Here is a 26,599-nt window from a genome sequence, read left to right on the forward strand (position 1 = left end):
GTGATCTGATCTTTACTTGCGGGGTTTGCGGCGGGCCCGCTCACGGGTCAGGATCCAGAGCGCCTCGACGCCGTCCTTCCACGTGATCTTCTTGCCCTCCTCGCGGGACCGGGCCCGGTAGGAGATCGGCACCTCGAACGGCCGGACGCCCCGGCGGAGCAGCTTGCCGGTCACCTCGGCCTCCATGCCGAAGCCGCGGGACTTGATGTTCAGCGACTTGTACAGCGCGACCGGCATCAGCTTGAAGCAGGTCTCCAGGTCGCCGATGTACGAGTTGAACAGCACGTTCGCGGCGAGGGTGACGCCCTTGTTGCCCATGACGTACCAGAACGAGTACGAGCTGTGGCCGCCGAAGCTGCGGTTGCCGTAGACGACCTCGCCGTGCCCGTCGAGGACCGGCTGGAGCAGCTTGGGGATGTCGTTCGGGTCGTACTCCAGGTCCGCGTCCAGGATGACCATGAACTCGCCGGAGGCGCTGTGCACGGCGGTCAGGATGGCGGCGCCCTTGCCCTGGTTGCGCTGGTGTTTGAACACCTTCACCCGGGGGTCGTCGACCTCCGCCAGGATCTCGACCGTGCGATCCCTGCTGCCGTCATCGACGATGACCAGCTCGATCTCGCACGGGTAGTCGACGTTGAGCGCCTGCTTGACGGCGTCGGCAACGCGGACTTCCTCGTTGTAGACCGGCATGAGGATCGAGAGCTTCACGGAGAGCTCCGAGGCGAATCGGCGGCAGGACATGCACAGACTACTGCCACTGGTGAGGTGTGACGAACTGCCCCCGCTGTGTGAGTGGCGCTCCCGTTTCCTTGACATGGGCCCCCGTTCAGGCCAGATTTTCTACGGTGACCATCATTGCCGGTGACTCCGGACTCCAGACCTCAGTACTGGAGGATCTGGGCGATGCCCGGAAATACCGGCGCTGGTTGGCCGAGCTCGTCCTCCCGCACCTCGGGAACCACCCGCTGGAGATCGGCAGCGGGCTCGGCGACTACGCCGAGGAGTGGATCCCGCACCTCACCGCGATGACAGCCAGCGAGGCCGAGCCGGACCGGTTCGCGCAGCTCAAGGCCCGCTACCACGAGCACCCGACCATCGCCGTCCGCCAGCTCGGGCTGCCGAGCGAGCCGGACCGGGAGCCGAGGTACAGCTCGGTGGTCTCCCTCAACGTGCTGGAGCACATCCCCGACGACGTGGGCGCGCTGCGCTCCATGAAGGGGTTCGTGCGGCCCGGCGGGACCGTGGTGGCCGTGGCCCCGGCGTTCCCGTCGGCGATGAGCAGGTTCGACCGGGCGATCGGGCACCAGCGGCGGTACACCCGCAAGACGGTGACCGCCGCGTTCGAGGCGGCCGGGCTGACCGTGGAGATCGCGCGGTACGTGAACCCGCTCGGCCTGCTGACCTGGTACGTGAGCGCCACCGCCCTGGGCATGACCCCGCACAACGGCCTGGGCCTGCGGCTCTACGACGCGGCCGTCATCCCGGTGGCCCGGTTCGTGGACCGGATCTGGGCGCCGTTCGGGCAGTCGGTGTTCGTGGTGGCCCGGGTGCCGAAGAGCTCGGGGAAGCGGCGCGGGGTCCCGAAGCCCCGGTAGCCTGCCCCGCGCGAAGGCCCCCGGGCACCGGCATCAGCCACCGGTGCCGGCCTCGCGCGGGCTGAATACGGCCTAGAACGTCCCAGAAGGCTGCCAGGACCCGTAGACCCCCCGCAGCACCGCCACGACCTCCCCGATCGTCGCCCGGGCCCGCACGGCCGCCGTACACGCCGGGATGACGTTGTCCTGCCCCCTGGCCGCGTCGGCGACGTCCGCGAGCACGCCGGCCACCGGCCCCCGGGCGGCCCGCACGGCGCGCACCGCGGCCACCTGGGCGGCCTCCATGGCCGGGTCCACGGTGAACACGTCCAGCGGCCCCTTGGGCTCCTGGTACACGTTGACGCCGACGACGGTGCGCGCCCCGGACTCGACCTCCTGGGAGTACTGGTACGCCGCGTCGGACAGCTCGCTGACGAGGTAGCCGGACTCTATGCAGGCGAGCGCGCCGCCCCGCCGGGCCACGGCGTCCATCACGTCGAGGATGTCGCGTTCGACGGCGTCGGTGAGCGCCTCGACGTAGGGGGCGCCGCCGAGCGGGTCGACGACGCCGTTGAGGCCGGTCTCGAAGGCCACGATCTGCTGGGTACGCAGCGCGAGGGTCGCCGCCGCCTCGGTGGGCACGCCGAGCGCCTCGTCGTACGCGGACACGTGCATGGTCTGGATCCCGCCCAGCGCGGCGGCGATCATCTCGGCGGTGGCCCGCACGACGTTGTTCAGCGGCTGCTGCGCGGTCAGGGAGCTGCCGGCGGTGAACGCGAAGATCCGGAGCTGCTCGCTGCGCGGGTCCTTCGTGCCGTAGCGGTTCCGGACCAGGTTCGCCCAGACCCGGCGGGCCGCGCGGAGCTTGGCGATCTCGGCGAGCACGTCCATGTTCACCGACAGGAACGTGAACAGGGTCGGGGCCACGGCGTCCACGGACAGGCCCCGGCGCACGCACTCGTCCAGGTAGGCGATGGCGTTGGCGAAGGTGTAGCCGATCTCCTGCGCGGCGTTGGAGCCGGCCTCGCGGATGTGGTAGCCGGACATGGCCAGCGGCACCCAGCGCGGGGTGTGCCGCACGCAGTGCTCGATCGTGTCCACGGCCAGCCGCAGCGAGGGCGCGGGCGGGAAGATCTGCGTGCCCCGGGCGACGAACTCCTTCAGGACGTCGTTCTGGATGAACAACCCGAAATCATTGGGGTGTACGCCACGGGTCTCCGCCAGAGCCGTGAACAACGCCGTCCACAGGTACCCGATGGAGTTGGCGGTTGTCCTGACCTGGCTGATCTTCTCCAGCGGGATGCCGGCCATCAGGATCTCGATGTCGGCCAGCGAGTCGATGGCGACCCCGACCCGGCCGACCTCGCCGAGCGCCTTCGGGTCGTCGGAGTCGAGCCCGAGCTGGGTGGGCAGGTCCAGCGCGACGGAGAACCCGGTGACCCCCTGGTCGAGCAGGCTCCGGAACCGCGCGTTGGACTGGGCCGGCGAGCCGAACCCCGCGTACTGGCCCATGATCCAGGGTTTGGCGGTGTCGCTGATCCCCCGGGTGTAGGGGAACTGCCCGGGCTGCTCAGACATGTGCCGGCCCCCGCGTCGTGGGCCGGTGCGGGTGCCCGGGGCGGGACCGCTGTCGGCCCGGGAGTGCCGCGCGCTCAGACATACTCGCCCCGCAGCACGTTCTTCGCGATCTTGCCCGTGGAGTTGAGCGGGAAGTCGGCCCGGGCGTGGATCTCCTTCGGCTTCTTGAAGCTGGCCAGCCGGCTCCGGCAGTGCCTGTCCACGTCCTCCGGCGTCGCGGTGCCGGTGTAGAGCGCGACGATCCGCTGCCCCCAGTCCGGGTCCGGCACGCCGATCACGGCCACCTCGCGCACGCCGTGCACCTCGGCGATCACGGCCTCGACCTCGCTCGGGTACACGTTGTACCCGCCCGTGATGATCATGTCGCCCTTGCGGTCGACCAGCCACAACCGGTCCTGCTCGATCCGGCCCAGGTCACCGGTGTGCAGCCAGCCGTCCCGGACGACCCGGTGCGTGTCGCCGGCCTCGCCCCAGTACCCGCCCATCACGTGCTCGCCGCGCGTCACCACCTCGCCGATCTCGCCGTCGGCGACCGGCCGGCCCTCCTCGTCGACGATCCGCAGGTCCACCCCGATCCCCGGTCGGCCCGCGCTGCTCAGCAGGTCGTCGCGCGCGTGGTCGGCCGCGTCCAGGATCGTCACCGGCGGGATGGCCTCGACCAGGCCGTAGTACTGCACCAGGTTCGGGGTCAGGTGCGCCATCGCCCGCCGGATCTGCTCCGGGGGCATCGGCGCGCCCGCGTACGCGAGCATCCGCAGCTCCGGCAGCGCCTCGCCCGTGGCCAGCAGCCGGGCCACCATCGTCGGCACCAGCGCCGTGTGCGTGACCCCCTTCCTGCGCACCGCGTCCACCACCGACGCCGCGTCGAACTGCGGCAGGATCACCTGGGTCGCGCCCGCCGCGAGGAACGGCAGCAGGAACAGCCCGGACGTGTGCGTGATCGGGCCGGCGTGCAGGTACACGTCGTCCGGGCCGGGCGAACCGCCCAGGACGTCGTAGGTCATGTTCATCAGGCTCGCGTACCGGTTGCGGTGCGTGCGGCGGACGCCCTTCGGCCGGCCCGTCGTACCCGACGTGTAGTTCAGGCTCACCAGGTCGTGGTGCGCGTCGACGGCACCCGGGGCCAGGATCCGGTCGTAGTTCTCGCCGATCACCACCTGGTAGGGCAGGTCGAAGCCCGGGTCGTACCGGGGGTCGCGGATGATGCCCACCGCACCCGAGTCCTCCGCGATCCGGGCCCAGTCGTCCGGGTGCAGCCGGTAGTTCAGCGCCACCCGGACCAGCCCGGCCGTCGCCAACGCCAGATCCGTCTCCACGTACGTGTTCTGGTTCGGCTGCAGGTCCAGCACCCGGTCCCCCGGCCGCAGGCCCAGGTCGAGCAGGCCGCGCGCCAGGCGGTGCACCCGGTCCCCGAGTTCCGCGAAGGTCTGGGTGCCCTGCGGGCCGTCGAGCGCGATCCGGTCGGCGTACCGCCGGGCCGCCCGGGTCACCAGAGTGCCGACATCCACTTCAGACCTCCCTGACGGCTACGGCGTCGAGGACGACCGCACCGTGTTCACGGACGAGAACGGGGTTCAGCTCGACGGCCACGTCCCCGGGCCAGTGCGCGGTGAGGCGCACCAGCCGGCGTACGACGTCGAGCAGCGCGGGGGTGTCGAGGGGCGGCTTCCCCCGGTACCCGTCGAGCAGTTTTCTGATCTTCAGCTCCGCCAGCAAGCTCGCCGGGTCGGCGGGCAGCAGCCGGATCGCCACGTCGTCGAGCAGTTCGGCGAGGGTGCCGCCCGCGCCGATCGTCAGCACCCGGCCCAGCGGACTCGGCGCGATCCCGACCAGGATCTCCACCCCGCCGTCGACCTGCTCCTCGGCCCAGACCCGACCGATCTTCGCGATCTTCCGGTACGCCTCCGCCACGGACTCCTGCGTGACGTTCAGGATCACGCCGCCCGCCTCGGTCTTGTGCACGAGGCCCGGGGCGACGGCCTTGAGGACGGCGCGCTCGAAGTCGAAGTCGGCGGGGGAGTCGAGGAAGTGGCCACGGGGGACGGGGACGCCGGCCTCGGCGAGGGCGGCCTTGAGCTGCCACTCGTCGGTGAGGGGGGCCGATGCGTCGGGGGACTGGTTCGCTGTGGCCTCGGAGCCGGTGAGCGCGGGCGTGCCGGCCCCGTGCTCGGCGGGCGCAGGCGTGCCGGTTCCGGGGTCGGCGGGCTCGGGCTCCGCCGTCGTGAGGGTGGCCGCGAGGGCCCGGATCGCTCGGGCCGGGGTCGGGAAGGAGGCCACGCCCAGGCGGCGGAGCATGGCGGTGGCCGTCGGGGCCAGGTGCTCGGCACCCGTGCGGGCCACCACCACCGGCTTGGTGACGTGCGTGAGGGCTTCGACGATGCCGGTGACGTCGTCGCCGGTCAGGACGCAGAAGCACAACGCGACCGCGTCGACCCCCGGGTCGCGGTCGACCGCGCGCAGGCAGCGTTCCACCAGGGTGCGGTCGCGCATCACGGTCGCGGTGACGTCGATCGGGTTCTCGGTACTCCCGAAGGCGGGCACGATCTCGTCCAACGCCGCCCGGGTGCCGGGGGTGAGGTCCGCGAGGGTGAGGCCGGCGGACTCGATCGCGTCGGCGGCGAGGATGCCGGACCCGCCGGACGTGGTGACCACGGCGATCCGGGGCGGTCCCGAGCGGCGGGGCTCGGCGTAGTCGGCGACCCGGGCCCGGCCGGGGTGCACGGTCCCCCCGGTGGTCCGGCCGGCGGTGGCGGCGAACGCCTCGCCCGCGTCCAGCAGGTCGTCCACGTCCGCGACCCGGGTGATGCCGAGCTGGCGCAGGGCCGCGTCGACCACCCGGTCGTCCCCGGCCAGCGCCCCGGTGTGCGAGGCGGCGGCCCGGCGACCGGCCGCCGACCGGCCCGCGACCAGCAGCGCCACCGGCTTGCCCGTGGCCGCGAGCCGGCGGAGGGCCGGGCCGTCGTGCAGGGACTCGACGTAGCCGAGCAGGCCCGCGCAGTCGGGTTCGGCGGCGAGTTCCGTGAGCACTTCCAGGGCGGTGACGTCGGCCTCGTTGCCGGTGGTGACGACCCAGCCGAGGGGGAGTCCGCGCTCGACGGCGAGGCTGGCCGCGCCGAAGCCGAGCGCGCCGCTCTGACTGACGAGCGCGATCCCGGCGGCAGGGGTCCGCCGCGCGCCGCCACGTGTGTCCGTGTGCGTGCCCTGGAGGGTCGATCCGCCACGCGGCCCCGGGTCTCCGGTGGGCAGGAGGGCGAGCGCCGGGCCCGCGCCGCCCGGGACACCGGGTTCGGAACCTGGGCCGCGCACGCCCGGGACGCCGGGTTCGGAACCCGGGCCGCGCACGCCCGGGGCACCGGCGGCGGAGCCCAGGGTGGTCGCCTCGCCGCCGAACCACGGGCTGAAGCTCGCCACCAGGCCGGTGCCCAGCGCCGCCGCCCCGATGCAGTTCGGGCCGAGGATCCGGGTGTCCCCCCGGGCGGCCAGCAGGGCCTCCTGGAGCTCGGCGTCCCCGGCCTCGGCGAACCCGGACGCGCCCACGATCGCCACCGGCACCCCGTGCGCGGCGCACTCGGCGACCGCCGCGACGGCCTTGTCGGCCCCGACCATGATCAGGGCCAGGTCGACGGGGCCGGCGGCGGCGAGGTTCGGGTAGGCGGGCAGGCCGCAGATCTCGGTGGCCGTCGGGTTGATCGGGAGAATTCGACCGGCGAATCCGAATCGGAGGAGGTACTCCACCGGGAGCCGCCCCAGCGAGCCCGCGCGGCCCGAGGCCCCGACGACCGCGATGGAGCGCGCCGACCACAACATCGACAGTCCAGCCACGCCCGAAGCGTGTCACGCTTTCGTTGCGGCCGTCAAGAACCCAACATACCGACAAGGGCACGGGCCTCGGCGAGTACCGTCGGCCACGCCGTCGACAACGGGTCGATCAGCCCGAAGTGCTCCACGCCCGGCAGCTCCACGAGCCGCGAGCCAGTCCGGGCCGCGTACGCCAGCGACAGGTCCACCGGCACCTGCCGGTCCTCCGTCCCGTGCACCAGCGTGCCCACCCGCGAGGGCTCGGCGAACGCGTACCGCTCCGGCACCTCCTCCGGCCCGCCGCCCAGCAGCAGGTGCGCGGCCCGGTCGTCGAGGTCGTGCGCCCCGGCCAGCCCGGTCACCGGCGCGAGGGCGAGCACCGGACAGTCGACGGAGGCCCACAGCGCCAGGTGCCCGCCGGCCGAGTGCCCGGAGACCAGCGCCAACTCCTGACCCAGGATCCGGGGCACCTCGGCGAGCGCGAGCTGGATGTCGTCGAAGGTGCCGGGCCAGCCGCCGCCGGGCTGACCGGTCCGGCGGAACTCGATGGTCGCCACCCGGAAGCCCTCGGCCGCGAACCCGGCGGACAGCGGCCCGACATGCGCCCGGTCGTACTCCGCCCGCCAGAAGCCGCCGTGCACGAACACCAGCAGCGGCCCGGCGCCCCGGACGTCGAACACCTGGTCAGGATGGTCGCCGTACGCCCCGGTGAAGTCGGGGGCCGGCGCGGGGCGGGTCAACACCTCTCGAGGATCCACGGCCAGAGGTTATCGTGTGCGCGTGACGACCGTTGAGTACACCGATATCCGCTACGCGGTCGCCGACCGGGTCGCGACCATCACCATCGACCGCCCCGACCGGATGAACTCCTTCCGGGGCCGCACCGTCGACGAGCTGATCCACGCGTTCAAGACCGCCTGGGCGGCCCGGGACGTGGCCGTCGTGATCCTGACCGGCGCGGGCGAGCGGGCCTTCTGCGCGGGCGGCGACGTGAAGGAACGCGCCGAGACGGGCGGCTACGGGCCGACCGAGTGGGGCACGTTCGAGATCGAGCGGCTGCACCGGATGATCCGCGACATCCCCAAGCCGGTGATCGCCGCCGTGAACGGGGTCGCGGTCGGCGGCGGGCACGTCCTGCACGTGCTGTGCGACCTGACGATCGCGGCGAGCCACGCCCGGTTCGGGCAGTCCGGGCCCCGGGTGGGGTCGTTCGACGCGGGCTTCGGCTCGGCGTACCTGGCGCGGGTGATCGGCGAGAAGCGGGCCCGGCAGCTGTGGTTCCTCCTGGAGCTGATCGACGCCGACACGGCCCTGAGCTGGGGACTCGTCAACAAGATCGTGCCCGGCGCCGAGTTGCACGAGGCCGCGATGGCGTGGGGCCGGCAGATCGCCAGCTACTCGCCGACCGCGTTGCGCTTCCTCAAACACTCGTTCAACGCGGACTCCGACCACCTGGCCGGCCTGTCGCACCTGGCCTTCGACGGGCTGGAGCTGTTCGGCCACACGGACGAGGCCGCCGAGGGCGCGAACGCGTTCGCCGAGAAGCGCAAGCCGGACTTCGACCCGTACCGCTGACCCGTACCGTCGAGCGGCCCCCGACACCTGGTGCCCGGGGCCGCTCGACGACGAAGAACGCCGCTACAGGTACTGCCCGGTCCGGCTCTGCCCCGGCCCTTCCTGCCCGCCGCCCCCACCCGGCCCGGGCGGCAACGCGGCCGGCCCGCGCCGGATCTGCTCCAGCTGCATCCGGGCCGCCATCTGCTGCGCCATCAACGCCGCCTGGATGCCGTGGAACAACCCCTCCAGCCATCCGACGAGCTGCGCCTGGGCGATCCGCAGCTCCGCCTCCGAGGGCACCTCGTCCTCGGTGAACGGCAGGGACAACCGCTCCAACTCGTCGCGCAGCTCCGGGGCCAGCCCGTCCTCCAGCTCGGCGATGGACCGGTGGTGAATCTCCTTGAGGCGCCGGCGACCCGCCTCGTCCAGCGGCGCCACCCGGACCTCTTCGAGAAGCTGTTTGATCATGCTGCCGATCCGCATGACCTTCGCCGGCTGCTCGACCAGACGCGAAGGGTCGTCGTGTTCGTCGCTCCCGACCAGGATGATCTGCTGCTCACGCGGCTGCTCTGTCATGTACCTATCCTGCCTCAGCGTCCGGACCGCCGGGGACCACCGGGCGGACCGCGAAAATTCACCAGAAGAGGTCACTACGTAGGGTGACCAAGTGAGCTAACGTCGGAAAATGACGCCACTGCTCATCGCAACGGACCTCGACGGAACTCTCGTTCGTACCGATGGCACGGTCAGCCTGCGCACCCGCAGGGTTCTCGACCGGGTGCGGGCCGCCGGAATCCCCATCGTCGGGGTGACCGGGCGCGGCCCGCGACTCATCGAGCTGTGCCGGCAGGACATCCCGGCAGCCAGCTTCCTCGCCCTGGCCCAGGGCGGGTACGTGCTGGACAACGCCACCAACCGGTGGCTGCGCGAGACCTCCCTCGACGGCACCGTGTTCGCCAAGGCCATCGACCTGATCGAGGCCGAGGTCGGTCCGGTGCACGTCACTGTGGAGGCCGACATCTCCCCCGAGGGTCCGCTGTGGGGGGACCCGGGGCCCAGCTGGCCGTTCACCGACACCTCCTGGCGGCCGATGTCGCGGACCGACGCGCTGTCCGGGCCGGTGCTGAAGGTGTTCGTCCGCGCCGAGGGCCTGACCCCGGACGAGTTGCTGGCCGTGGCCCGGGGCGCGGTGCCGCCGTCGCTGTGCGAGGTGACCGAGGCCGGCACCGGCTACCTGGAACTGACCCCGCCCGGGGTCACCAAGGCCACCGGCCTGGCCGTGATCACCACCGCGCTCGGCATCGACCCGGCGGACGTGCTGGTCTTCGGGGACGCGCCGAACGACGTGCCCATGCTGGGCTGGGCCGGCCGGCGGGTCGCCGTGGCCAACGCGCACCGCGAGGTGCTGGCCCTCGCGGACGAGGTCACCTTGAGCAACGACGAGGACGGCGTGGCCGCGTACCTAGAAAAGCTTCTCTAGGACCAGCGCGACCCCGTCCTCCTCGACGGAAGCGGTTACCTCGTCGGCGGCGGCCTTGATCGGGTCGGCGGCCTGGCCCATCGCGACCGCGTGCCCGGCCCACGCGAACATGGCCAGGTCGTTGCCCGCGTCCCCGATCACCAGGGTCTCCTCGGCGGTGACGCCCAGATTGGCCGCGATCCGGGCGACCCCGCTGCCCTTGTTCACGCCCACCCGGGTGATGTCCATCCACCCCGAATAGCCCAGCTCCACGTGGTACTCGTCGGCGGACAGCCCCGCGCGGCCCAGCAGCACCTCCGCCTCCCGGCGGCGCGCCCGCAGGTCCTCCAGCGTGGTGTGCTCGGTGTGCAGGTCGCCCGCGACCCGGCAGATCAGCCGGGCCGTGGGCTGGGCGACCAGCTCGTCGAGGGAGACCTCGCGCAGGTACCCGATGGCGTGCTCCAGGGGGAACTCCGCAGTGTACAGGTACCCGTCGGTGCCGTGCTCGACCGCGAACCCGGCGTCGGGCGCGCGGGCCGCGAGCGCCGCGACGGCCGGGCCCGGGTCGATCAGCTCCCGGAAGATGACCTGGTCGCTGTCCAGGTCGTAGCCGACCGCCCCGTCGGAGCAGACCAGTTCGATCCCGGACAGGCCGAGCATCCGGACCGTGGGCAGCGTGGTCCACACGGCCCGGCCGGTCGCGACGGTGACCGTCGCGCCGGCCTCGATCGCGCGGGCGATGGCCTTGCGGACCCGAGGACTGGGCTCGAGGAACTTCCCCGAGTACGGCACGACGGTGCCGTCCAGGTCGAGCACGACCAGCCGAGGAGCCCGGGCTGTCACAGTGTTTCCCGACCGCCCAGGAACGGCTGCAACGCCTTGGGGACCCGGACCGTGCCGTCGGGCTGCTGGTGCTGCTCCAGGAGCGGCACGAGCATCCGGGTGGTGGCCAGGGTGCCGTTGAGGGTGGCGACCGGCTGGGTTTTGCCCTCGGCGTCGCGGTGCCGGATGTTGAGCCGGCGCGCCTGGAACGTCGTGCAGTTCGACGTGCTGGTGACCTCGCGGTACTGCTGCTGCGACGGCACCCACGCCTCGCAGTCGAACTTGCGCACCGCGCTCGAACCCAGGTCGCCCGAGGCCACGTCGATCACCCGGTACGACAGCTCCAGCTTGCCGAGCAGCTCCTCCTCCCAGGCGAGCAGCCGCAGGTGCTCCTCGGCGGCGTGCTCCTGGGCGACGTAGGAGAACATCTCCACCTTGTCGAACTGGTGCACCCGGATGATGCCCCGGGTGTCCTTGCCGTAGCTGCCGGCCTCGCGGCGGTAGCACGACGACCAGCCGGCGTACCGCTTCGGCTCGGTCACGTCGAGGATCTCGTCCTTGTGGTACGCGGCCAGGGCCACCTCGCTCGTCCCGACCAGGTACAGGTCGTCGGCGGGCAGGTGGTAGATCTCGCTGGCGTGCGCGCCGAGGAACCCGGTGCCCTCCATCGACTCCGGCTTGACCAGCGAGGGCGTGATCATGGCCGTGAATCCGTACTCCACGGCCTGGTTCATGCCGAGCTGGAGCAGCGCGAGCTGGAGCAGCGCGCCGGGGCCGGTGAGGAAGTAGAACCGCGAGCCCGAGACCTTCGCGCCGCGTTCCATGTCGATCGCGCCGAGCTTCTCGCCGAGCGCCAGGTGGTCGAGGCCCTCCGGCTGCTTCTCGCCGACCTCGCGGATCACGAGGTAGTCGTCCTCGCCCCCGGGCGGCGCGCCCTGCACGATGTTCGGGATCGCGAACTGGGCCGCCCGCAGCGCCACCTCGGCCTCGTTGACCGCCGCGTCGGCCGCCTTGACCTCGTTCGACAGGTCCTTGGTCCGGGCGAGCAGGGCCGCCTTCTCGTCGCCCTTGGCGGTCGCGACCTGCTTGCCGAGCACCTTCTGCTCGGCGCGCAGCCCCTCGAAGTGGGCCACCGCGTGCCGCCGGGACTCGTCGGCGGCAAGTAGGACGTCGACGGCCGATTCCGACTCGCCCCGGGCTCGTTGGCTCGCTCGGACGGTCTCCGGGTTCTCGCGCAGCAGGCGCAGGTCAATCATGTTGACCAAGGCTACCGGGCGGCCAATTCCTCCGCACTCGGGTTCGTGCGGTATGCGATCAACCCGCCGACCAGCACCACGGCGGCCCCGGCGGCGAAGGCCCACACCCCGACCGCATCACTCACTGTCAAAAGCGAAACAAGCCCGCAGAACTGTACCAATCCGGTGATCAATAACAGGACGCGCCGCATGCCGAGCGCCCCGCTGCCGGCCAGCACCCAGAGCGCCACCCCGAACGAGGCCACCCCGCCCACCAGCCCCAGCGGGAGCCGGTTCGCCTCGACGCTCGGCCAGGTCAGCACCGTCGCCAGGGACATGCCCTCGTTCCAGGGCAGCAGGAGGCCCACCACCTCGGCCACGGTGCCGACAGCGATGCACAGGAGCCCCGTCCGCCACATACGTCTATTGACGCTGAGCGATGACTTGATGACAACGGCCGAACGGCCGTTTAATCCCAACCGAGTTCGTGCAACCGAGCGTCGTCGATGCCGAAGTGGTGGGCGATCTCGTGCACCACCGTCACCGACACCTCCTCGATCACGTCCTCTTCGGTCTCACAGATCGCCAGCGTGGGCAGCCGGTAGATGGTGATCCGGTCCGGGAGCGCGCCCGAGTAGTCCCAGCCGCGTTCGGTGAGCGCGAAGCCCTCGTACAGGCCGAGGAGGTCCGGGTCGTCGGCCGGCCCCTTGTCCTCGACGAGCACCACCACGTTGTCCAGCAACCTCATCAGCTCGTCCGGGACCTCGTCCAGGGCGTCGGCGACCAGTTCCTCGAACCGTGCACGGCTCATCTCGACAGGCATGGGTCTATCGTCCACCACTCGGGTAGCTGCCGAGGAACGTCACCTTGGCGCAGAACATCTCCAGCGCCCGCATCGTCTCGGTGAGCGGCTTGTCGGCGATGTGCCCCTGGCAGTCGAGGAAGAACGCGTACCGGCCCAGGGCCTCCCCCGTCGGGCGGGACTCGATCCGGGTCAGGTTCACCCCCCGGATCGCCAGTTCGGTGAGTACCCGCAGCAGCGCGCCCACCTGGTCGTGTGCGATGTGGACGACCAGCGTGGTCAGATCGTGCCCCGTGGGCGCGCCCGGGGCCCCCGGCGGGGCCACCAGCACGAAGCGGGTGGTCGCCGGATGGTCCCCGATGTTCTCCGCCAACGGGGCCAGGCCGTTCTGCTCGGCGGCCAACGGGGAGGTGACCGCGGCGGGCAGTTCGCCGTCCCGGACCGCGATCGCGGCGGCGGCGTTGGACAGCATGTCCACCACGGTCGCGTCCGGCAGGTGGTCGCGCAGCCAGCCCCGGCACTGCGCGGAGGCCTGCGGGTGCGCCCCGACCCGGTCCGGATCCGGCGCGCCGACGAGGACGAACTCGACGGGCAGCAGCACCTCGCGGGTGATCACCAGGTGGCCGGCGAGCAGCTCGTCCAGGGTGATGTCCACCCCGCCGCCCACCGAGTTCTCCAGCGGGACCAGCGCGGCGTCCACCTGGCCGTCCCGGGCGGCGTCGAGGGCCTCCGGGACGCTCCGGCACGCCACCAACTCGTCCGCGGGCCCCGCGAACGTGCGCAGGGCGGCTTCGGTGAACGTGCCGGCGGGGCCGAGATACGCGTACTTCACCCGGTCATTCTTGCGGAAGGTCACCCGTCAGCCTGTGACCGGCCTCGGTCAGCGCGGCGATCGCCTCGCCGAGCCGCACCGAGTTCACCAGAAGGTAGTCGGTGTCGTACGTCGAGAAGCAGAAGATGTTGACCCGCGCGTCGGCCAGCGGCACCGAGAAGGCGGCCACTATCCCGGTCAGCGCGAGGTTCACCGGGCCGTTCACCCGGAAGCAGCGCCACCCGGGTTCCACCGTCGCGGCGGCCGGCGCGAACTCGGCCGGGCACATCACGCTCGTCTCGAACGGCGTCCACGTCACCGACACGGCCTGGCCCGGTTTCCCGGACGTGGCCGCCTCCACCAGTGCGGGCGGCACGGCGGAACCGGCCGGCAGACGGCAGATGGCGTACTCACCGGGGAAGAGGTCCAAGTCCAACACGCAACGAAGCGTACGGGTTCGGAGTCGCACAGTGGCGATGCGTCCCAGGTGACCCAGGTCGCACCCCTAGGCTCGGTACGTGGAGTTCACCGCGCTAGGCGCCACCCTGCTACTGATCTTCCTGGTCGAGCTGCCGGACAAGACGCTGATGGCGACCCTGGTCCTGGCGAGCCGCTACCGCCCGTGGCCCGTACTCGCCGGCGTGTCGGCCGCCTTCGCCGTGCAGTCCGCCATCGCGGTCGCCGCCGGTTCGGTACTGACCCTGCTGCCCGAGGCCGTCGTACTCGGCGCCGTCCTCGTGCTCTTCGCGGTCGGCGCCCTCCTGCTGTACCGGGAGAGCCGCCAACCCGTCGACGAGGCCGAGAACGCCCGGCACGTCGAGGCGCCCTGGTGGCGGATCGCGTTGACCAGCTTCGGGGTGCTGTTCGCGGCGGAGTGGGGCGACGCCTCGCAACTGGCCACGGCCGCGATGGCCGCGCGCTACCACGCGCCGGTGGAGGTGTTCCTCGGAGCGTTCGTCGCGCTCGTCGGGGTCGCCGCCGTGGCGGTACTGCTCGGGCGGGCCGTGCTCCGGTACGTGCCGCTGCGCTGGATCCAGCGCGGCGCGGCCGTACTCTTCGCGGGCTTCGCCCTCTACGCCCTCTACGAACTGCTCAGGCTGCTCTAGACCACCCGGGGGCGGTCAGGCGGCCCGCGACCGCTCGACGGGCACCCAGGTGGACGGTCGGGCCGCCACCTCGTACAGCGTGTCGACGCTGCGGGCGGACAGGAACGAGCCCCGGGTCGCCAGGATCCGCTCCAGCTCACGGTTGTGCGCGACGAGGCAGCCCTTCGGCAACCCCTGCATCGACAGCTGACCGGAGCCCACGAAGACGATGACCGGGGTCACCGGGATGGTGCGGCCGGTCGCCCGGGTCAGCGCGCCGGAGGCCAACTTGGCGTCCCGGCGGGCCGAGGGGATGTACGGCGGCCGCTTCCCGCTGATCTGGATCACGTCCCCGGCGAGCTGCACCGCGGTACGCCCGTGGGACTTCACCTGGATCGTGAAGATCCCGCCCGGTCCGAAGAGGAGGAAGTCCAGGCTCCCCGGCAGGCCGAAGGAATGCGCGTCCAGCAGACGCCAGTCCGGGCCCAGCCGGGAGATCCTGTCCACGACCTTCTGGCGGGCCGCGTTGGAGCCGCGTTCCGCCTTCGCGGCACGGCGGCGCTCCAGCCATCCGGCAGACGGCGCCGGAGGCAGGTTAGAGGCATCGTTCAACGACATCGCACTCATCACACACCTCGCCAGTAGACTTTCCACTACGTTAGGTGATCCAAGCCTTACAATGCGAGGTTTGGTACATGAGTGAATGGGAACCTATCTGAGCGTCAACTGACGCGCCTGCAGACCCTGCTTCGCCTGACGTTCGGCGGTGGTGAGATCGGCCGCGACCGCGTACGCCTCGGCGTAGCGCTTCGCGAACTCGGCCAGCGGCTGCTCCCACTCGGAGGCCGGCGGGTCCAGCGGCACGTCCCACACGGGCACCAGGGTGCCGTGCGCGCGGAACATGCCCGCGAACTTGGTGCCCTCGCCCAACAGGAGCTGCTGGCCGGCCGACAGGCGGGACAGCGCGTCCAGGGCGCGGTCCTCGTCGTCGCCGAGCACCCAGCGGACGTGCGACTTCTCGACGACCTGGCACCAGTAGGCGCCCTCGGCGGCGTCGAGCGCCGTCGTCGGGTAGATCGCCTCGTTGGCGCGCTCGACCCCGGCGGTGACCGACGGGTCGTTCACGTCGGAGTCCAGCCAGAACTCGAAGCCGGCGTGCACCGTCACGTCGAGCGGCTCGTCGGCCAGGATGTCCTGGAGCCTCGGACCCTCGCCCGGCAGCGCCGGCACGGCCACGGGCTGACCCGGGGCGGTCTCGAGGCCGCGCAGGATCGCCACGGCGATGTCCCGGCTGATGTCCCCGGACTGCACGTGCCGCTGGAGGGCGACGAACACCCGGCCGTCCGGCTTCGTCATCGCGGGCCAGGCCATCGGCAGCACCGTGGCGAGGATGACGTCGCGGCCCTCGACCGCGAACTCCGGCTTCAACTTCAGCGGAGCGCTCGCGGCGGGAACGAGCTCCCGCAGCGCGACCCACTCGACCTCACTCTTCAGCCCGGCGAACGGCCGGGGGACGAAGATGTCGCGGACCTTGGGGCGCTTCTCGCCGGACTTCTTTGCACGCTTACTCACCCTGGCAGGGTAGTCCTTGGTGCCCGAGTTGTCCTAACGGGGCTGGTCGAACAGGCTGCGAGGTGGGAACACGGCCGGGGCGAGCCGACCCCCGGCACCCCGGGAAAGGGGTTTCAGTTGGCGTGGCGGAGCTCGGCCCAGACGCACTGTCCGAGCCCGTCGCGGATCACGCCCCACCGGTCCGACAGGGCGGCGACGATGCTCAGGCCGCGCCCGTTCAGCGAGTCGGGGCCGACCCGGCGCACGTGCGGCAGCTCGATGGCCCCGCCGTCGGTGACCCGCAGCTCGATCGAGTTCGGCCCGACCTGCCAGGCGACCCGGACCCCGCCGTCGGGCAGCGGGCGGGCGTGCAGCACCGCGTTGCCGACCAGCTCGGAGACGATCGCGGTGACATCGGCCAGGGTCTCGGCGCCCAGCCGTGGCGACAGCTCCACGGCTACCCGGCGCCGGGCGAGACCCGCGGCCTGCGCATGGTGGGGCACGACTACGCAGGAAGCGCGCTCTGAAACCTCCAGACAGCCGCTCACGCGTCCCCCATCCTTTTGGGTGCTATCTAGCAACCTTCAGACAAAATACCCCGTACATACGGCTGATGGCCAACGGTGGCCGGAAGTTCTGCCCGTACTTCCGCCGGTCCACTAGCCTGCGCCTTATGACTGTCGTCAACCACTGGACCGAGCTGCCCCACTGGTCGCCGCGCCGGGCGCTGTTCTCGTGCTATATCACCTTCGCCGATGATCGCCGGTTACACCAGGTCATTGACACCTACCAGACCGCTCTCCGGGACATCCCGAACCTGGACCTGATACTTCCGCAGTGGCGGCACATGACCATCCAGGGGGTGACGTTCACCGATGAACTCACCACCGAGGAGATGACGAGCATCACTGCTGCGGTACGTGAGCAGCTCGTTTCCGTGCCGCCCGCCGTCGTGCACACCGAGCCCGAGGTGCTGGCCACCGACTCCGTCTACATCCCGGTCGGGCCGGTCGGGTCGCTGGCCGCGATCCGCGACGCCGTCCGCGCGGGCGTGTTCTCGGTGATCGACGAGTCCCGGCTGTACGCGCTGCCCGGGCAGGAGTCCGGCGAGTTCGAGCCGCACGTCAGCGTCGCGTACGTGAACGCCGACGGGCCCGCGCAGCCGTACAAGGACCGGCTCGCCGCGCTGAGCGTGCCGCCGGTGGAGCTGACGATCACGCACGCGTCGATGCTCGCGCTGACCAAGGACGACCACAAGTGGTCCTGGACGAACGAGGTCCGACTGCCGCTCGGCGGCTGACGGGAGCACCTGGGCCACGGGGCGCCGGGGCGGCCTGGCGGCCTCTAGATCACGATGCCGGGGGCGTCGGACGTCGAGACGACCGGCTTGCCCACGGCGTCCCAGGCCTGCATCCCGCCGTCGAGGTTGAACACGTTCGCGTAGCCGTTGCCCTTCAGGTACGCCACGACGCGGGCCGAGCGGCCGCCGACCCGGCAGACGACCACCACGTCGCCGTCCTGGGGCACCTCCGCGAGGCGGGCCGGGATCTCGGACATCGGCACGTGCACGGCGTCCGGCGCGTGCCCGGCCGCCCACTCGTCGTGCTCGCGCACGTCGAGGAGGAAGGCCCCTGCGGGCACGTCGGAAGCGCTGACACTGGGAAGCTGCTCGCCAAACATGCCGCGATCCTATCGGTTCACGGTGCCCGAAACGGCCCGGCGAGCAGGGCGGTCCGGGGCGTGCCCGTCGGTGCGCGGCGCCCGGGACGAGACGGCCGATCCGGTCACGGTGCCCGCAACGGCGTGGCGACGGGCGGTGGTCCGGGCGGCGCTACCGGTTCACGACGTCCGGGTTGGCGAGGACGAACTCGTCGAGCCGGTCCTCGCGGAGCGCGGCGAACATCGGTTCGGTGCGTTCGACCGGTTCGGCGTACGCGACCCCGTCGATCCACTCGGCGGCGGCCGGCAGTTGGAGGAGGGTGATGTTCTCCGGCCGGATGCCCCGGAGCGCCAGGAACAGGGCGGTAGTCGGGTGCGGGCTGGCGATGGTCAGGGACTCGCCGGCCGCCCGGATCAGCCTGTCCAGCCGGGCCGGGTCGGCCAGGATGCCCCGGGCGAGGGCCTGCTGGAGCACCGCCTTGATGAACTGCTGCTGGTGGCGCTGGCGGGTGACGTCCCCGTCCGGGTACTCGCGCTGGCGGATGTAGTCGAGGACCGAGTGCTCGTTGAAGTCGTGGCAGCCGGGTTCCCAGGTCATGCCGCTGTGGATCGAGGTGGTCTCGACGTCCACGCACAGCCGTACGCCGCCGAGCGCGCCGACCAGCCGGGTGAAGCCGGTGAAGTCGATGATGCCGGCCGCGTCGAAGCGCAGCCCGGTCAGGTCGCGCACGGTCTCGGCGAGGAGCTGGTACCCCCGGACGGGGTCGAAGGGCGGGCCGATGCCGCCGTACGCGAACGCCGCGTTGATCTTGTCGATGCAGCCGTCCACCGCGTCCAGGCAGCGCGGGATCCTGACCTGGAGGTCACGCGGGATGGACAGCACGTACGCCCGGTCGAGCCGCTCGTTGACGTGCACGACCATGATCGTGTCGGACCGCCAGACCTCGTGCTCCAGCCCCTGGCGCAGGTCGGAGCCGACGAGGAGCAGGTTCAGCGGGCCGGCGACGGAGCCGGGGCTGACGGTGCGGGCGGTGCCGTCGGGCAACAGGTCGGCCCGGCGCACCGCGCCCTCGTAGCGGTCCAGGAGCACCCGGCCGGTGACGAGCGCCCCGCTACTGAGCAGCAGCAGGAAGGCCCCGAGGCCGATGCACAGCCGGGTCCACAGGGGTGCGCGCCGGCCCGTTCGCAGCCGCGGCACCCGCGCCCTCCCCATGACCTCCAGGGTACGGCGAAAATGTCAGGTTTGGACCTTTGTTGCGAGCTCGGGGTGCTTGATCAGCACGTCGTCGACCTGGCCCTTGATCAACCCCTGGAACAGCTCCGTGCCGAGGGGCTGGACCAGCTCCTCGTAGTCGGCGCCGTTCTTCTTCTTGGTGGCGTGCGGGATCTGCATGGTGATGATGTCCGTCGGCTTGATGTTGCGCAGCGCGAACACAAGGTCGAGGAAGTCGTACCCGCCGAGGTCGAGCTGGAGGGACGCGCCGACCGAGCGGATGATCTTGTCGAGCTTCACCGGGTTGCTGACGACGTCCTTGCTCAGCGCCTGCTTCAGGATCTGCATGACGAACTGCTGCTGGAGCTTCTGCCGGTCGTAGTCGCCGCCGGGCAGGTCGTAGCGCTGCCGGACCAGGGCGAGGGCCGTGTGCTCGTTGTAGTGGTTGCAGCCGGCCGGGAAGGAGTAGCCTGTGAACCCGGGCTGGGTGGACTTGAAGCCCTTGTCCAGGCACATCGTCACGCCGCCGAGCTCGTGGGTGATGCCCGTGAACCCGTACCAGTCGATCATGCCCACGAGGTCGAACTTCACCCCGGTGAAGCCCTGCACCGTCTTCATCAGCAGCTGGAGCCCGCTCGCCAGGTCCTGCTTCTCGCCCGCCCCGAACGCGAACGCGGCGTTCAGCTTGTCCCCGGTCGTGCCCTGGTACCCCGACGGCTTGTGCGCCGGGATCGGCACGTCGAGGTCACGCGGCAGCGACAGCAGGTACGCCCGGTCGTGGGCCGCCGGGATGTGCGCCCACATCACGGTGTCCGCCCGGACCAGGCTGCCCGGCTCGTCGTTGCGCCGCTTGTCGATCCCGACCAGCAGGATGTTGATCGGACCCTTGACGTCGCGGCGGGCCTGATCCTTGCCGAGCACGCTGATCTGCGGGATGGAACTGGTGTAGCGGCTGACGAGCGCCTGGCCGCCGATCAGCGCGATCCCGCTGACCAGGGTGAGGACGCACCCGAAGATCAGACACAGCCGGGCCCACAGTGGACTTCTCCGCCTACGGTGGACGCCTGGCTTGTCGAGGGTCGTCATCGGGTCAGGCCGGGAGCCTGGAGGCGAACTCGGTGTGCTGGGCGAGGAAGATGTCGATCCGCTCGTCGGTCATCGCCTTGAACATCGTCGGGCCGAGTTCCTTGTTGAGGCCCTCGCCCGCGTAGTTCCCGTTGTTGTCCTGGAGCGAACCGCTCGGCACCCGCATGGTCACCAGGCCGTCCGGCTTGATGTTCTTGAGGGCCCAGAGCAGGTCCGCGAAGTCGTACCCCCCGAAGTCGATCTTCAGGGAGGAGCCGACCGACGTGATCAGCGAGTTGAGCTTGAGCGGGTTGCTGAGCACGTCCTTGCTCATCGCCTGCTTCAGGATCTGCTTGACGAACTGCTGCTGGAGCTTCTGCCGGCCGTAGTCGTCGCCGATGACGTCGTGCCGCTGGCGGACCAGGGCCAGGGCGGTGTGCTCGTCGTAGTGGTTGCAACCGGCCGCGAAGCTGTAGCCCTTGAAGCCCTCCTGGCTGGAGGTGAACCCCTTGTCCAGGCACATGTCGACGCCGCCCAGCTCGCGGGTGATGCCCGTGAACCCGTACCAGTCGATGACGCCGGCCATGTCGAACTTCGCGCCGGTGAGCTGCTCGACGGTCTTCGTCAGCAGCTGCATGCCGCCGGGGCGGCCCTGGTTGTTCTGCATCCCCGCGCCGAACGAGGCGTTGAGCCGGCCGCCGCGCTCACCGGGGAACTTCGCGGCGGGGAACGCCGGGATGTCCACGACCAGGTCGCGGGGCAGGGACAGGATGTAGGCCCGGTCGTGCTCGCGGGGGATGTGCACCCACATGACCGAGTCGGCGCGCTGGTTGGACTCGCTGTCGGGGTCGCCCTTGCGGTAGTCGAGCCCGGCCAACAGGATGTTGATGGGGCCCTTGATGTCGCCGCGCGGCTGGTTGCCGCTGCCCGGAGGCAGCAGGGAACTGGAGCCGATCGCGCTGTCGACCTTGTTCAGGAGGAGCTGGCCGGCGACGAGCGTGCCGCCCGCGGCGACCACGATCACCGCGCCGAACGTGAGACAGATTCGGGCCCAGAGGGGGCTACGCCGGACGCGGTGCGCGCCAAACTTGGCTGGCTTGCCGGACGTGACAGCCTCCTCGGTCGGCCGCCGCTCGGGCGGGTGGTGGTGACGGACCGGAGTCGGCCCGGCTTCGGACCCTATTCCAAGCCGACCCGACCCGCCACCCACACGAAGTGGACTTTCCTCACAATGCCCTTACTTTTGCGGCGGGTTGGCCTTGATCCACTCGGCCACCTGGTCCTTATTGACCGCTTCGTACAGAGCCTTGGCCCGGGGTTTGTCCGAAACGATGACGCTCTCGCCGTCGATATCGTCAGACCCGGAGTTTGGGCTGGTCAGGAATGTGAGATTGGACGACCGCAGCCCGCGGAACTGGATCGCGAGATCCACCAGGTCGAAGTTGTTGTCGACCACGACGACCTTCGTCACCGAGTCGAGGAACGCCTTCAGCTTGAGCGGGTTGGCAAGCGTGCCCCCGTCGGCAGCCTTGTCGAGCATCGCCTTCAGGAAGGTCTGCTGGTGCCGCATCCGGGCGAAGTCGCCGTCCGGGAACTGCTTGCGCTGCCGGATGTAGTCCAGCGCCGCGTCGCCGCTGAAGTGGTGCACGCCCTTGGTCCAGGACCGGTGGTTGCCGTGGATCGAGGTCACGTCCTGGTCGACCATCATGTCGACGCCGCCGAGCGCGTCGGTCACGGCCCGCAGCCCGTCGAAGTCGATCATGGCCACGTGGTCGATCAGGACCCCGGTGTACTCCTCGACCGTCTTCACCATCAGCGGGGCCCCGCCCCAGGCGAACGCGGCGTTGATCTTCGCGTTGGTGTTGCCGCCCTGGCCGTTCGGGTTCTTCGGCACGTGCACGTACAGGTCGCGGGGCAGGGAGATCAGGTTCGCCTGGTCGTGCTTCGCGTTCACGTGCAGCAGCATGATCGTGTCGGTCCGGGCATCGGCCTCGATGTTGTCCGGGTTCCGGGAGTCACTGCCCAGCATCAGGATGTTGAACGCGCCGTCCACCGTCTTCGGCGGCCGGCCGTCGGTGAGCCCCGCGAACGCGTCGGTGCGCTTCACGTCGTCGGCGGCCGACTTCAGATACGTCCAGAAGCCGAGGCCGCCGGCGATCAGGACCACGACCAGCAGGCCCGACACGACCAGGATGATCCGGCCCCAGCGCGGGCGGCGCTTGCCCGACCGGACGACGCCCTTCGGCGGGCCGCCGGGACCGGTGGGTCCGCCGGGGCCACGGCCGCCCGGGCCACCGGGACCGCCCCCGACCTGGGCCCGACCGCTGGCGACCTTCGCCGAGCCGGACGCCCCGCGCGGCGGCACCTGGGCGCGGCCGGGGACCGGGGCGACGTCAGCCCAGGGGTCCTCCTGGGGCTGGGGAACGCGGGCGCGGCCGGACGGTACTGACGCGCGGCCCGTCGGTCGTGACTCATTCATGCCCCAAGGGTACGTGCGGGTCACACCACCCGCGTGATGTGACCCACACCTCACCGTCAGTGAGAGCCGGCACCCGTGAGGGCGCGAACCTCCAGCTCGGCGTACTTCTTGGCATCCCGCTCCCGGGACGTGAGCGCACCCACGGCCGCGAACAGGAAGCCCAGCGGGATCGAGATCAGTCCGGGATTGGACAGCGGAACCGGGGCCTTGGCCGTGCAGCTCCACAAAGCGGTCGCATTCGACACCAACTTCGAGTCCGCCGGTACCCCGCAGGTCGCCGCCTGCTTCGCGGAGAGCTTCGCCGCCGGCTGGGTGTCCGACGCCCCGCCCCACATGATCGGGCTGAGCAGGACCAGGAGCACGGCGGACAGCAGGCCGCCGTAGATGCCCCAGAGCGCGCCCCGGGTGTTGAAGTTCTTCCAGAACAGGGAGAACAGGATCGCGGGCAGGTTCGCCGACGCCGCGATGGCGAACGCGAGGGCCACCAGAAACGCGACGTTCAGGCTCCGGGCGAAGACCGCCAGGACGATGGCGAGGGCGCCGATGCCGAAGGCGGAGTACCGGGCGACCCGGACCTCCTGGCGGACGGCGTCGAGCTGGGGGGCGGCGTTCTCGCGCTTGACCCCGTCGGTGGCACCGTCCTCGCGCTTCACGCCGTCGGCCGAGACGCCATCCTCGCGCTTGACACCGTCCTCCTGCTTCACGCCGTCTTCCTGCTTGACCCCGTCGGAGCCCGGGCCCGTCGAGCCAGCAGCGGCCGCAGCCGCCGCGGCCTCCACCCGCCCCCGCCGGAACACGTTCGCATACAGGTCGTGCGCCAACGAGGAGGAAGAGGCCAACGTCAGCCCCGCCACCACCGCCAGGATCGTCGCGAACGCCACCGCCGCGATCACCGCCAGCATCAGCGCCCCGCCGACCTCCCCGCCGAGGTACTTCTCACCGAGCGCCTTCGCCAACTGCGGCGCGGCCGTGTTCCCGCTCGGGTCCTGCTTGACGATCTCGCTCGCGCCGACCAGGGCGGCCGCCCCGAAGCCGAGGGCCAGGGTCATCAGGTAGAAGGTGCCGATGATGCCGATCGCCCAGACCACGCTCTTCCGGGCCGCCTTCGCGTTGGGCACGGTGTAGAACCGGATCAGGATGTGCGGCAGGCCGGCCGTGCCCAGGACGAGCGCGAGGCCCAGGGAGATCAGGTCCAGCTTGCTCACGGCGGTCATGAGCGGCGTGGACAGTTCCTTGCCGTACTTCAGGCCGGGTTGCAGGAACGCGTCGCCCTTGCCGGACTTCGTGGCCGCCGACTCCAACAGGTCCGACAGGTTGAACCGGAACGCGGCGAACACGAGCAGCGTCATCAGGAGCGCGCCGAGCATCAGCATGAACGCCTTGACGATCTGGACGTAGGTGGTGCCCTTCATGCCGCCGATCACGACGTACACGATCATGAGCACGCCGATCAGCACGATCGTGACGATCTTGGCGGTCTCCGGGCCCATCCCCAGGAAGGTGCCGCCCTCCTTGATCCCGAGCAGCAGCGCGACGAGCGAGCCCGCGCCGACCATCTGGGCCAGCAGGTAGAACACCGACACGACGAGGGTGGACAGCGAGGCCGCCGTCCGCACCGGCCGCTGCCGCATCCGGAAGGCCAGGACATCGCCCATCGTGTACTTGCCGGAGTTGCGCATCAGCTCCGCGACCAGCAGCAGCGCGACCAGCCACGCGACCAGGAAGCCGATGGAGTAGAGGAAGCCGTCGTAGCCGGACAGCGCGATGATGCCCGCGATGCCGAGGAAGGACGCGGCGGACATGTAGTCGCCGCCGATCGCCATGCCGTTCTGGAAGCCGGAGAACGACCGGCCGCCGTCGTAGAAGTCGGCGGCGGTGCGGTTCTGCCGGCTGGCCCAGATCGTGATGCCCAGCGTCACGGCGACGAGCACGACGAACAGGACCAGGGTGAGGTTACGCGCGAGCACTGTCGTCCTCCTCCATCTCCGCCTTGATCTTCTCGGCGACCGGGTCGAGCTTCCGGCCGGCGTAGCGCGCGTAGACCCACGCGATCACGAACGTCGACACGAACTGGAGCAGCCCGAACACCAGGGCCACGTTCACGTCGCCGAACACCTTGTGCGCCATGAAGCCCCGGGCGTAGGCCGAGAGGAGAACGTAGAGCGCGTACCAGGCCAGGAATGCGACCGTCATCGGGAACACGAAGCTCCGCAACGCCTTGCGCAGACTCGCGAACTCGTCGCTGGCCTGGACGGTCTCGTATTTGTCGGGTGACATCGTCACCGCCTTCTCAGGTCGGGGGAGTGACCTGGAACACGCTATGGACGAGTACCGCCCGCGACGGGTTCCCTCTCCGCCCGGCACGACGAACGGCACATTCCGTGCGCCCAGTGGTCCCCCGTGGACGGCGCCGGACCCCGCGGAGGATTGGCGGGAGGCGGCCGGTCACGGATACTGACCACACTCAATCGACTCCACCCCCCCGGAGGTCGTGATGACGGATCCCGACGTTGTGCCCCCACTCGAGGAGACCCCCACCAACTGGTTCGGCCGGATCCGCCGCCGGGTCCGGGAGAAGTGGCTCTACAAGCGCGCCCAGCGCATCGAGGGCCGTCCCGTCGTCTCACTGGACAGTGTGCTCGGTCCCTTCGACCCCCGGTTCCAGTCCCGGGTGCTGATGCCGTTGGCCGCGCTGAAGGACCAGTACCTCGAAGGTCAGCGGTATCTGGTGCCCGACGACTGGCGGGTCTGCCGGGAACGGATCGAGGAGGGCATCCGGACCGCCAGCGCGCTGGCCGACGAGATGTCCCGGCCGACCGGCGACAAGCCCGACCCGGTGGAGACGTTCCTCGCCGGCCGGGCCCTGGAGGTGGCGTCTGAGATCAAGACCAGGGCCCAACGCAGAGTCCAGCGGGAGTACTTCAAGGGCACGATCATCGGGGTGTTCGCGAGCATCGTGCTGCTCGTCGTGCTGTACCTCGTGATCAAGGGTTGTCTCGTGCTCTTCTCCGACGGACTGCACGGCGACAAGAAGACCCTCGTGGAACACGCCCTGGTGGCGGTGGCCGGCGGGGCGGGCGGCGCGACGCTCAGCTCGCTGATCCGGCTCCGCAAGCAGGAGATCGAGGACCACCACGCGTCCGGGTTCCGCGCGGCGGCGATCCGGATCATGCTCGGCTGGTTCTTCGCCGCGACGATCCTGTTCATGGCCAAGGGCGAGCTGTTCACCCTGTTCAAGGTGCCGGCCGCGCCGCTGGCCCAGTGGTTCTACTGGGGCGGGCTCGGCTTCTTCGCCGGGTTCAACGAGGCGTGGGTGACCGACCTGGTCACGAAGAAGACAGCGGACGGGGCCAAGGAGGCGGCCAAGAAGGTCACCGACGAGCTGAAGGAGTTCGCTAAGAGGTGACGCGGGTGTACCGGCCCCGGTGGTAGACCAGCGGTCCGGAGTCGCCGAGCTCGACGAACTCGATCGTGGCCTCCACCAGGTGTCCGTACCCGAACGGGCGGGCGTCGTCGAGCCGGCAGCCCGCCCAGGTCGTCGCCTCGGCGAGCACCGGGCCCCACTCGGTCTCCTGCCAGCCGTGGTTGCGGAACGCGCCGCCCGGCACCGGCACCAGCCCGGCGAACTCGTCGGAGATCCGCTCCTGGCCGGGCGCGAGCACGTGCACCGCGAACCGGCCGGTGGCGGTCAGGGAGTCGTACACCTCGGACTCCGGGTCGAGCAGGCCCAGGATCCGGCCCGGTTCGCCGTCCGCGACCATCGTGGAGGCCACCGGGAGCCCCGCCCGGGCCGCGCCCACCCCGGCGGTCCACAGGGTGACCGTCTGGCCGAACCGGCCCCGGAGGCGGCGGACGGGGCCGCGTTCGCCCTCGGGGGTCGCGAACGGGTGCTCGACGTGGATTCCGCTCAT

28 protein-coding genes and 2 pseudogenes are annotated in these 26,599 nt (G+C 70.8%); 6 read left to right on the forward strand and 24 right to left on the reverse strand.

The genetic code is table 11. The features are described 5' to 3' along the window. Nucleotides 1–12 precede the first annotated feature (12 nt). Nucleotides 13–708 carry a glycosyltransferase family 2 protein gene (locus tag AB0M43_RS29140; protein ID WP_363728984.1) on the reverse strand — a complete coding sequence of 232 codons (696 nt, stop codon included), beginning with the start codon at nucleotides 706–708 and terminating at the stop codon, nucleotides 13–15. 137 nt (nucleotides 709–845) lie between these two features. Here AB0M43_RS29140 and AB0M43_RS29145 point away from each other — a divergent pair, with 137 nt between their 5' ends. Continuing rightward, nucleotides 846–1,595 (forward strand): methyltransferase domain-containing protein, encoded by a 750-nt coding sequence (locus AB0M43_RS29145; RefSeq protein WP_363728985.1) that lies wholly within the window; start codon nucleotides 846–848, stop codon nucleotides 1,593–1,595. Between the two features lie 72 nt (nucleotides 1,596–1,667). On the opposite strand, the gene AB0M43_RS29150 is transcribed toward AB0M43_RS29145, so the two are convergent. The 4 genes from AB0M43_RS29150 to AB0M43_RS29165 form a co-directional block, all read right to left on the reverse strand. Next, nucleotides 1,668–3,152 carry a methylmalonyl-CoA mutase family protein gene (locus tag AB0M43_RS29150; RefSeq protein WP_363728986.1) on the reverse strand — a complete coding sequence of 495 codons (1,485 nt, stop codon included), beginning with the start codon at nucleotides 3,150–3,152 and terminating at the stop codon, nucleotides 1,668–1,670. A gap of 74 nt (nucleotides 3,153–3,226) precedes the next feature. Next, complete coding sequence (locus AB0M43_RS29155) at nucleotides 3,227–4,660, reverse strand: AMP-binding protein (RefSeq protein WP_363728987.1); 1,434 nt, start codon at nucleotides 4,658–4,660, stop codon at nucleotides 3,227–3,229. A gap of 1 nt (nucleotide 4,661) precedes the next feature. Further along, nucleotides 4,662–6,974 carry an acetate--CoA ligase family protein gene (locus AB0M43_RS29160; protein WP_363728988.1) on the reverse strand — a complete coding sequence of 771 codons (2,313 nt, stop codon included), beginning with the start codon at nucleotides 6,972–6,974 and terminating at the stop codon, nucleotides 4,662–4,664. Nucleotides 6,975–7,006: 32 nt separating this feature from the next. Next, nucleotides 7,007–7,714: an alpha/beta hydrolase gene (locus tag AB0M43_RS29165; RefSeq protein WP_363729303.1), complete on the reverse strand. Its 708-nt coding sequence runs from the start codon at nucleotides 7,712–7,714 to the stop codon at nucleotides 7,007–7,009. A gap of 16 nt (nucleotides 7,715–7,730) precedes the next feature. Between AB0M43_RS29165 and AB0M43_RS29170 the strand changes: the two genes are divergently transcribed. Beyond that, complete coding sequence (locus AB0M43_RS29170) at nucleotides 7,731–8,525, forward strand: enoyl-CoA hydratase-related protein (RefSeq protein WP_363728989.1); 795 nt, start codon at nucleotides 7,731–7,733, stop codon at nucleotides 8,523–8,525. A gap of 63 nt (nucleotides 8,526–8,588) precedes the next feature. On the opposite strand, the gene AB0M43_RS29175 is transcribed toward AB0M43_RS29170, so the two are convergent. Next, nucleotides 8,589–9,083, reverse strand: a complete 495-nt coding sequence (locus tag AB0M43_RS29175) for a bacterial proteasome activator family protein (RefSeq protein ID WP_363728990.1) — start codon at nucleotides 9,081–9,083, stop codon at nucleotides 8,589–8,591. Nucleotides 9,084–9,192: 109 nt separating this feature from the next. Between AB0M43_RS29175 and AB0M43_RS29180 the strand changes: the two genes are divergently transcribed. Beyond that, nucleotides 9,193–9,987, forward strand: coding sequence for an HAD family hydrolase (locus AB0M43_RS29180; RefSeq protein WP_363728991.1), 795 nt, complete (start codon nucleotides 9,193–9,195; stop codon nucleotides 9,985–9,987). On the opposite strand, the gene AB0M43_RS29185 is transcribed toward AB0M43_RS29180, so the two are convergent. From AB0M43_RS29185 to AB0M43_RS29210, 6 genes are all read right to left on the reverse strand, one after another. Continuing rightward, complete coding sequence (locus AB0M43_RS29185; protein ID WP_363728992.1) at nucleotides 9,970–10,809, reverse strand: HAD family hydrolase; 840 nt, start codon at nucleotides 10,807–10,809, stop codon at nucleotides 9,970–9,972. The two genes, AB0M43_RS29180 and AB0M43_RS29185, sit on opposite strands and share 18 nt — an antisense overlap. Continuing rightward, entirely contained in the window at nucleotides 10,806–12,044 is a 1,239-nt protein-coding gene (gene serS, locus AB0M43_RS29190) for a serine--tRNA ligase (protein WP_363728993.1), read from the reverse strand. Before serS ends, AB0M43_RS29185 begins: the two co-directional genes overlap by 4 nt. Nucleotides 12,045–12,055: 11 nt before the next feature. Then, nucleotides 12,056–12,403 carry a hypothetical protein gene (locus AB0M43_RS29195; protein WP_363728994.1) on the reverse strand — a complete coding sequence of 116 codons (348 nt, stop codon included), beginning with the start codon at nucleotides 12,401–12,403 and terminating at the stop codon, nucleotides 12,056–12,058. An 89-nt stretch (nucleotides 12,404–12,492) separates the two neighbouring features. Then, entirely contained in the window at nucleotides 12,493–12,846 is a 354-nt protein-coding gene (locus AB0M43_RS29200; RefSeq protein ID WP_363728995.1) for a metallopeptidase family protein, read from the reverse strand. Nucleotides 12,847–12,850: 4 nt separating this feature from the next. Then, on the reverse strand, nucleotides 12,851–13,657 hold the full coding sequence (gene pheA, locus AB0M43_RS29205; RefSeq protein ID WP_363728996.1) for a prephenate dehydratase: 807 nt from the start codon (nucleotides 13,655–13,657) through the stop codon (nucleotides 12,851–12,853). Between the two features lie 4 nt (nucleotides 13,658–13,661). Further along, nucleotides 13,662–14,075 carry an ACT domain-containing protein gene (locus tag AB0M43_RS29210; protein WP_363728997.1) on the reverse strand — a complete coding sequence of 138 codons (414 nt, stop codon included), beginning with the start codon at nucleotides 14,073–14,075 and terminating at the stop codon, nucleotides 13,662–13,664. Nucleotides 14,076–14,154: 79 nt separating this feature from the next. On the opposite strand from AB0M43_RS29210, the gene AB0M43_RS29215 reads away from it, so the two are divergent. Next, nucleotides 14,155–14,742: a TMEM165/GDT1 family protein gene (locus AB0M43_RS29215; protein ID WP_363728998.1), complete on the forward strand. Its 588-nt coding sequence runs from the start codon at nucleotides 14,155–14,157 to the stop codon at nucleotides 14,740–14,742. A gap of 15 nt (nucleotides 14,743–14,757) precedes the next feature. Here AB0M43_RS29215 and AB0M43_RS29220 read toward each other — a convergent pair whose 3' ends face one another. From AB0M43_RS29220 to AB0M43_RS29230, 3 genes are all read right to left on the reverse strand, one after another. After that, on the reverse strand, nucleotides 14,758–15,339 hold the full coding sequence (locus tag AB0M43_RS29220; protein WP_363728999.1) for a nuclease-related domain-containing protein: 582 nt from the start codon (nucleotides 15,337–15,339) through the stop codon (nucleotides 14,758–14,760). 93 nt (nucleotides 15,340–15,432) lie between these two features. Next, entirely contained in the window at nucleotides 15,433–16,293 is an 861-nt protein-coding gene (locus tag AB0M43_RS29225) for a DUF5926 family protein (RefSeq protein ID WP_363729000.1), read from the reverse strand. A 113-nt stretch (nucleotides 16,294–16,406) separates the two neighbouring features. Next, the gene (locus AB0M43_RS29230) at nucleotides 16,407–16,775 is read right to left on the reverse strand and encodes an ATP-binding protein (RefSeq protein ID WP_363729001.1); all 369 of its coding nucleotides are present in this window, start codon (nucleotides 16,773–16,775) and stop codon (nucleotides 16,407–16,409) included. 170 nt (nucleotides 16,776–16,945) lie between these two features. Here AB0M43_RS29230 and AB0M43_RS29235 point away from each other — a divergent pair, with 170 nt between their 5' ends. Beyond that, the gene (locus tag AB0M43_RS29235; RefSeq protein WP_363729002.1) at nucleotides 16,946–17,572 is read left to right on the forward strand and encodes a 2'-5' RNA ligase family protein; all 627 of its coding nucleotides are present in this window, start codon (nucleotides 16,946–16,948) and stop codon (nucleotides 17,570–17,572) included. 44 nt (nucleotides 17,573–17,616) lie between these two features. On the opposite strand, the gene AB0M43_RS29240 is transcribed toward AB0M43_RS29235, so the two are convergent. The 8 genes and pseudogenes from AB0M43_RS29240 to AB0M43_RS29275 all read right to left on the reverse strand — a co-directional run bounded on the left by AB0M43_RS29240 (nucleotide 17,617) and on the right by AB0M43_RS29275 (nucleotide 24,965). Then, nucleotides 17,617–17,952: a rhodanese-like domain-containing protein gene (locus AB0M43_RS29240; protein WP_363729003.1), complete on the reverse strand. Its 336-nt coding sequence runs from the start codon at nucleotides 17,950–17,952 to the stop codon at nucleotides 17,617–17,619. 151 nt (nucleotides 17,953–18,103) lie between these two features. Then, on the reverse strand, nucleotides 18,104–19,129 hold the full coding sequence (locus AB0M43_RS29245; protein WP_363729004.1) for an LCP family protein: 1,026 nt from the start codon (nucleotides 19,127–19,129) through the stop codon (nucleotides 18,104–18,106). A 39-nt stretch (nucleotides 19,130–19,168) separates the two neighbouring features. After that, nucleotides 19,169–20,230, reverse strand: a complete 1,062-nt coding sequence (locus AB0M43_RS29250; protein WP_363729005.1) for an LCP family protein — start codon at nucleotides 20,228–20,230, stop codon at nucleotides 19,169–19,171. Nucleotides 20,231–20,234: 4 nt separating this feature from the next. Then, a complete protein-coding gene (locus tag AB0M43_RS29255) occupies nucleotides 20,235–21,233 on the reverse strand; it encodes an LCP family protein (protein WP_363729006.1) in 999 nt (332 codons plus the stop codon). Between the two features lie 213 nt (nucleotides 21,234–21,446). Then, nucleotides 21,447–22,688 (reverse strand): LCP family protein, encoded by a 1,242-nt coding sequence (locus AB0M43_RS29260; RefSeq protein WP_363729007.1) that lies wholly within the window; start codon nucleotides 22,686–22,688, stop codon nucleotides 21,447–21,449. A gap of 56 nt (nucleotides 22,689–22,744) precedes the next feature. Next, nucleotides 22,745–23,272, reverse strand: a pseudogene (locus AB0M43_RS29265) (cation acetate symporter); the annotation flags it as partial. 210 nt (nucleotides 23,273–23,482) lie between these two features. Then, a pseudogene (locus tag AB0M43_RS29270) lies at nucleotides 23,483–24,655 on the reverse strand (cation acetate symporter); the annotation flags it as partial. Next, the gene (locus AB0M43_RS29275; protein ID WP_363729008.1) at nucleotides 24,642–24,965 is read right to left on the reverse strand and encodes a DUF485 domain-containing protein; all 324 of its coding nucleotides are present in this window, start codon (nucleotides 24,963–24,965) and stop codon (nucleotides 24,642–24,644) included. The pseudogene AB0M43_RS29270 and the gene AB0M43_RS29275, both read right to left, overlap by 14 nt. 217 nt (nucleotides 24,966–25,182) lie before the next feature. Here AB0M43_RS29275 and AB0M43_RS29280 point away from each other — a divergent pair, with 217 nt between their 5' ends. Then, complete coding sequence (locus AB0M43_RS29280) at nucleotides 25,183–26,094, forward strand: hypothetical protein (protein ID WP_363729009.1); 912 nt, start codon at nucleotides 25,183–25,185, stop codon at nucleotides 26,092–26,094. On the opposite strand, the gene AB0M43_RS29285 is transcribed toward AB0M43_RS29280, so the two are convergent. Further along, the gene (locus AB0M43_RS29285) at nucleotides 26,084–26,599 is read right to left on the reverse strand and encodes a flavin reductase family protein (protein WP_363729010.1); all 516 of its coding nucleotides are present in this window, start codon (nucleotides 26,597–26,599) and stop codon (nucleotides 26,084–26,086) included. The genes AB0M43_RS29280 and AB0M43_RS29285 overlap by 11 nt on opposite strands.

This window comes from Longispora sp. NPDC051575, assembly GCF_040681875.1.
Lineage (GTDB): Bacteria > Actinomycetota > Actinomycetes > Mycobacteriales > Micromonosporaceae > Longispora.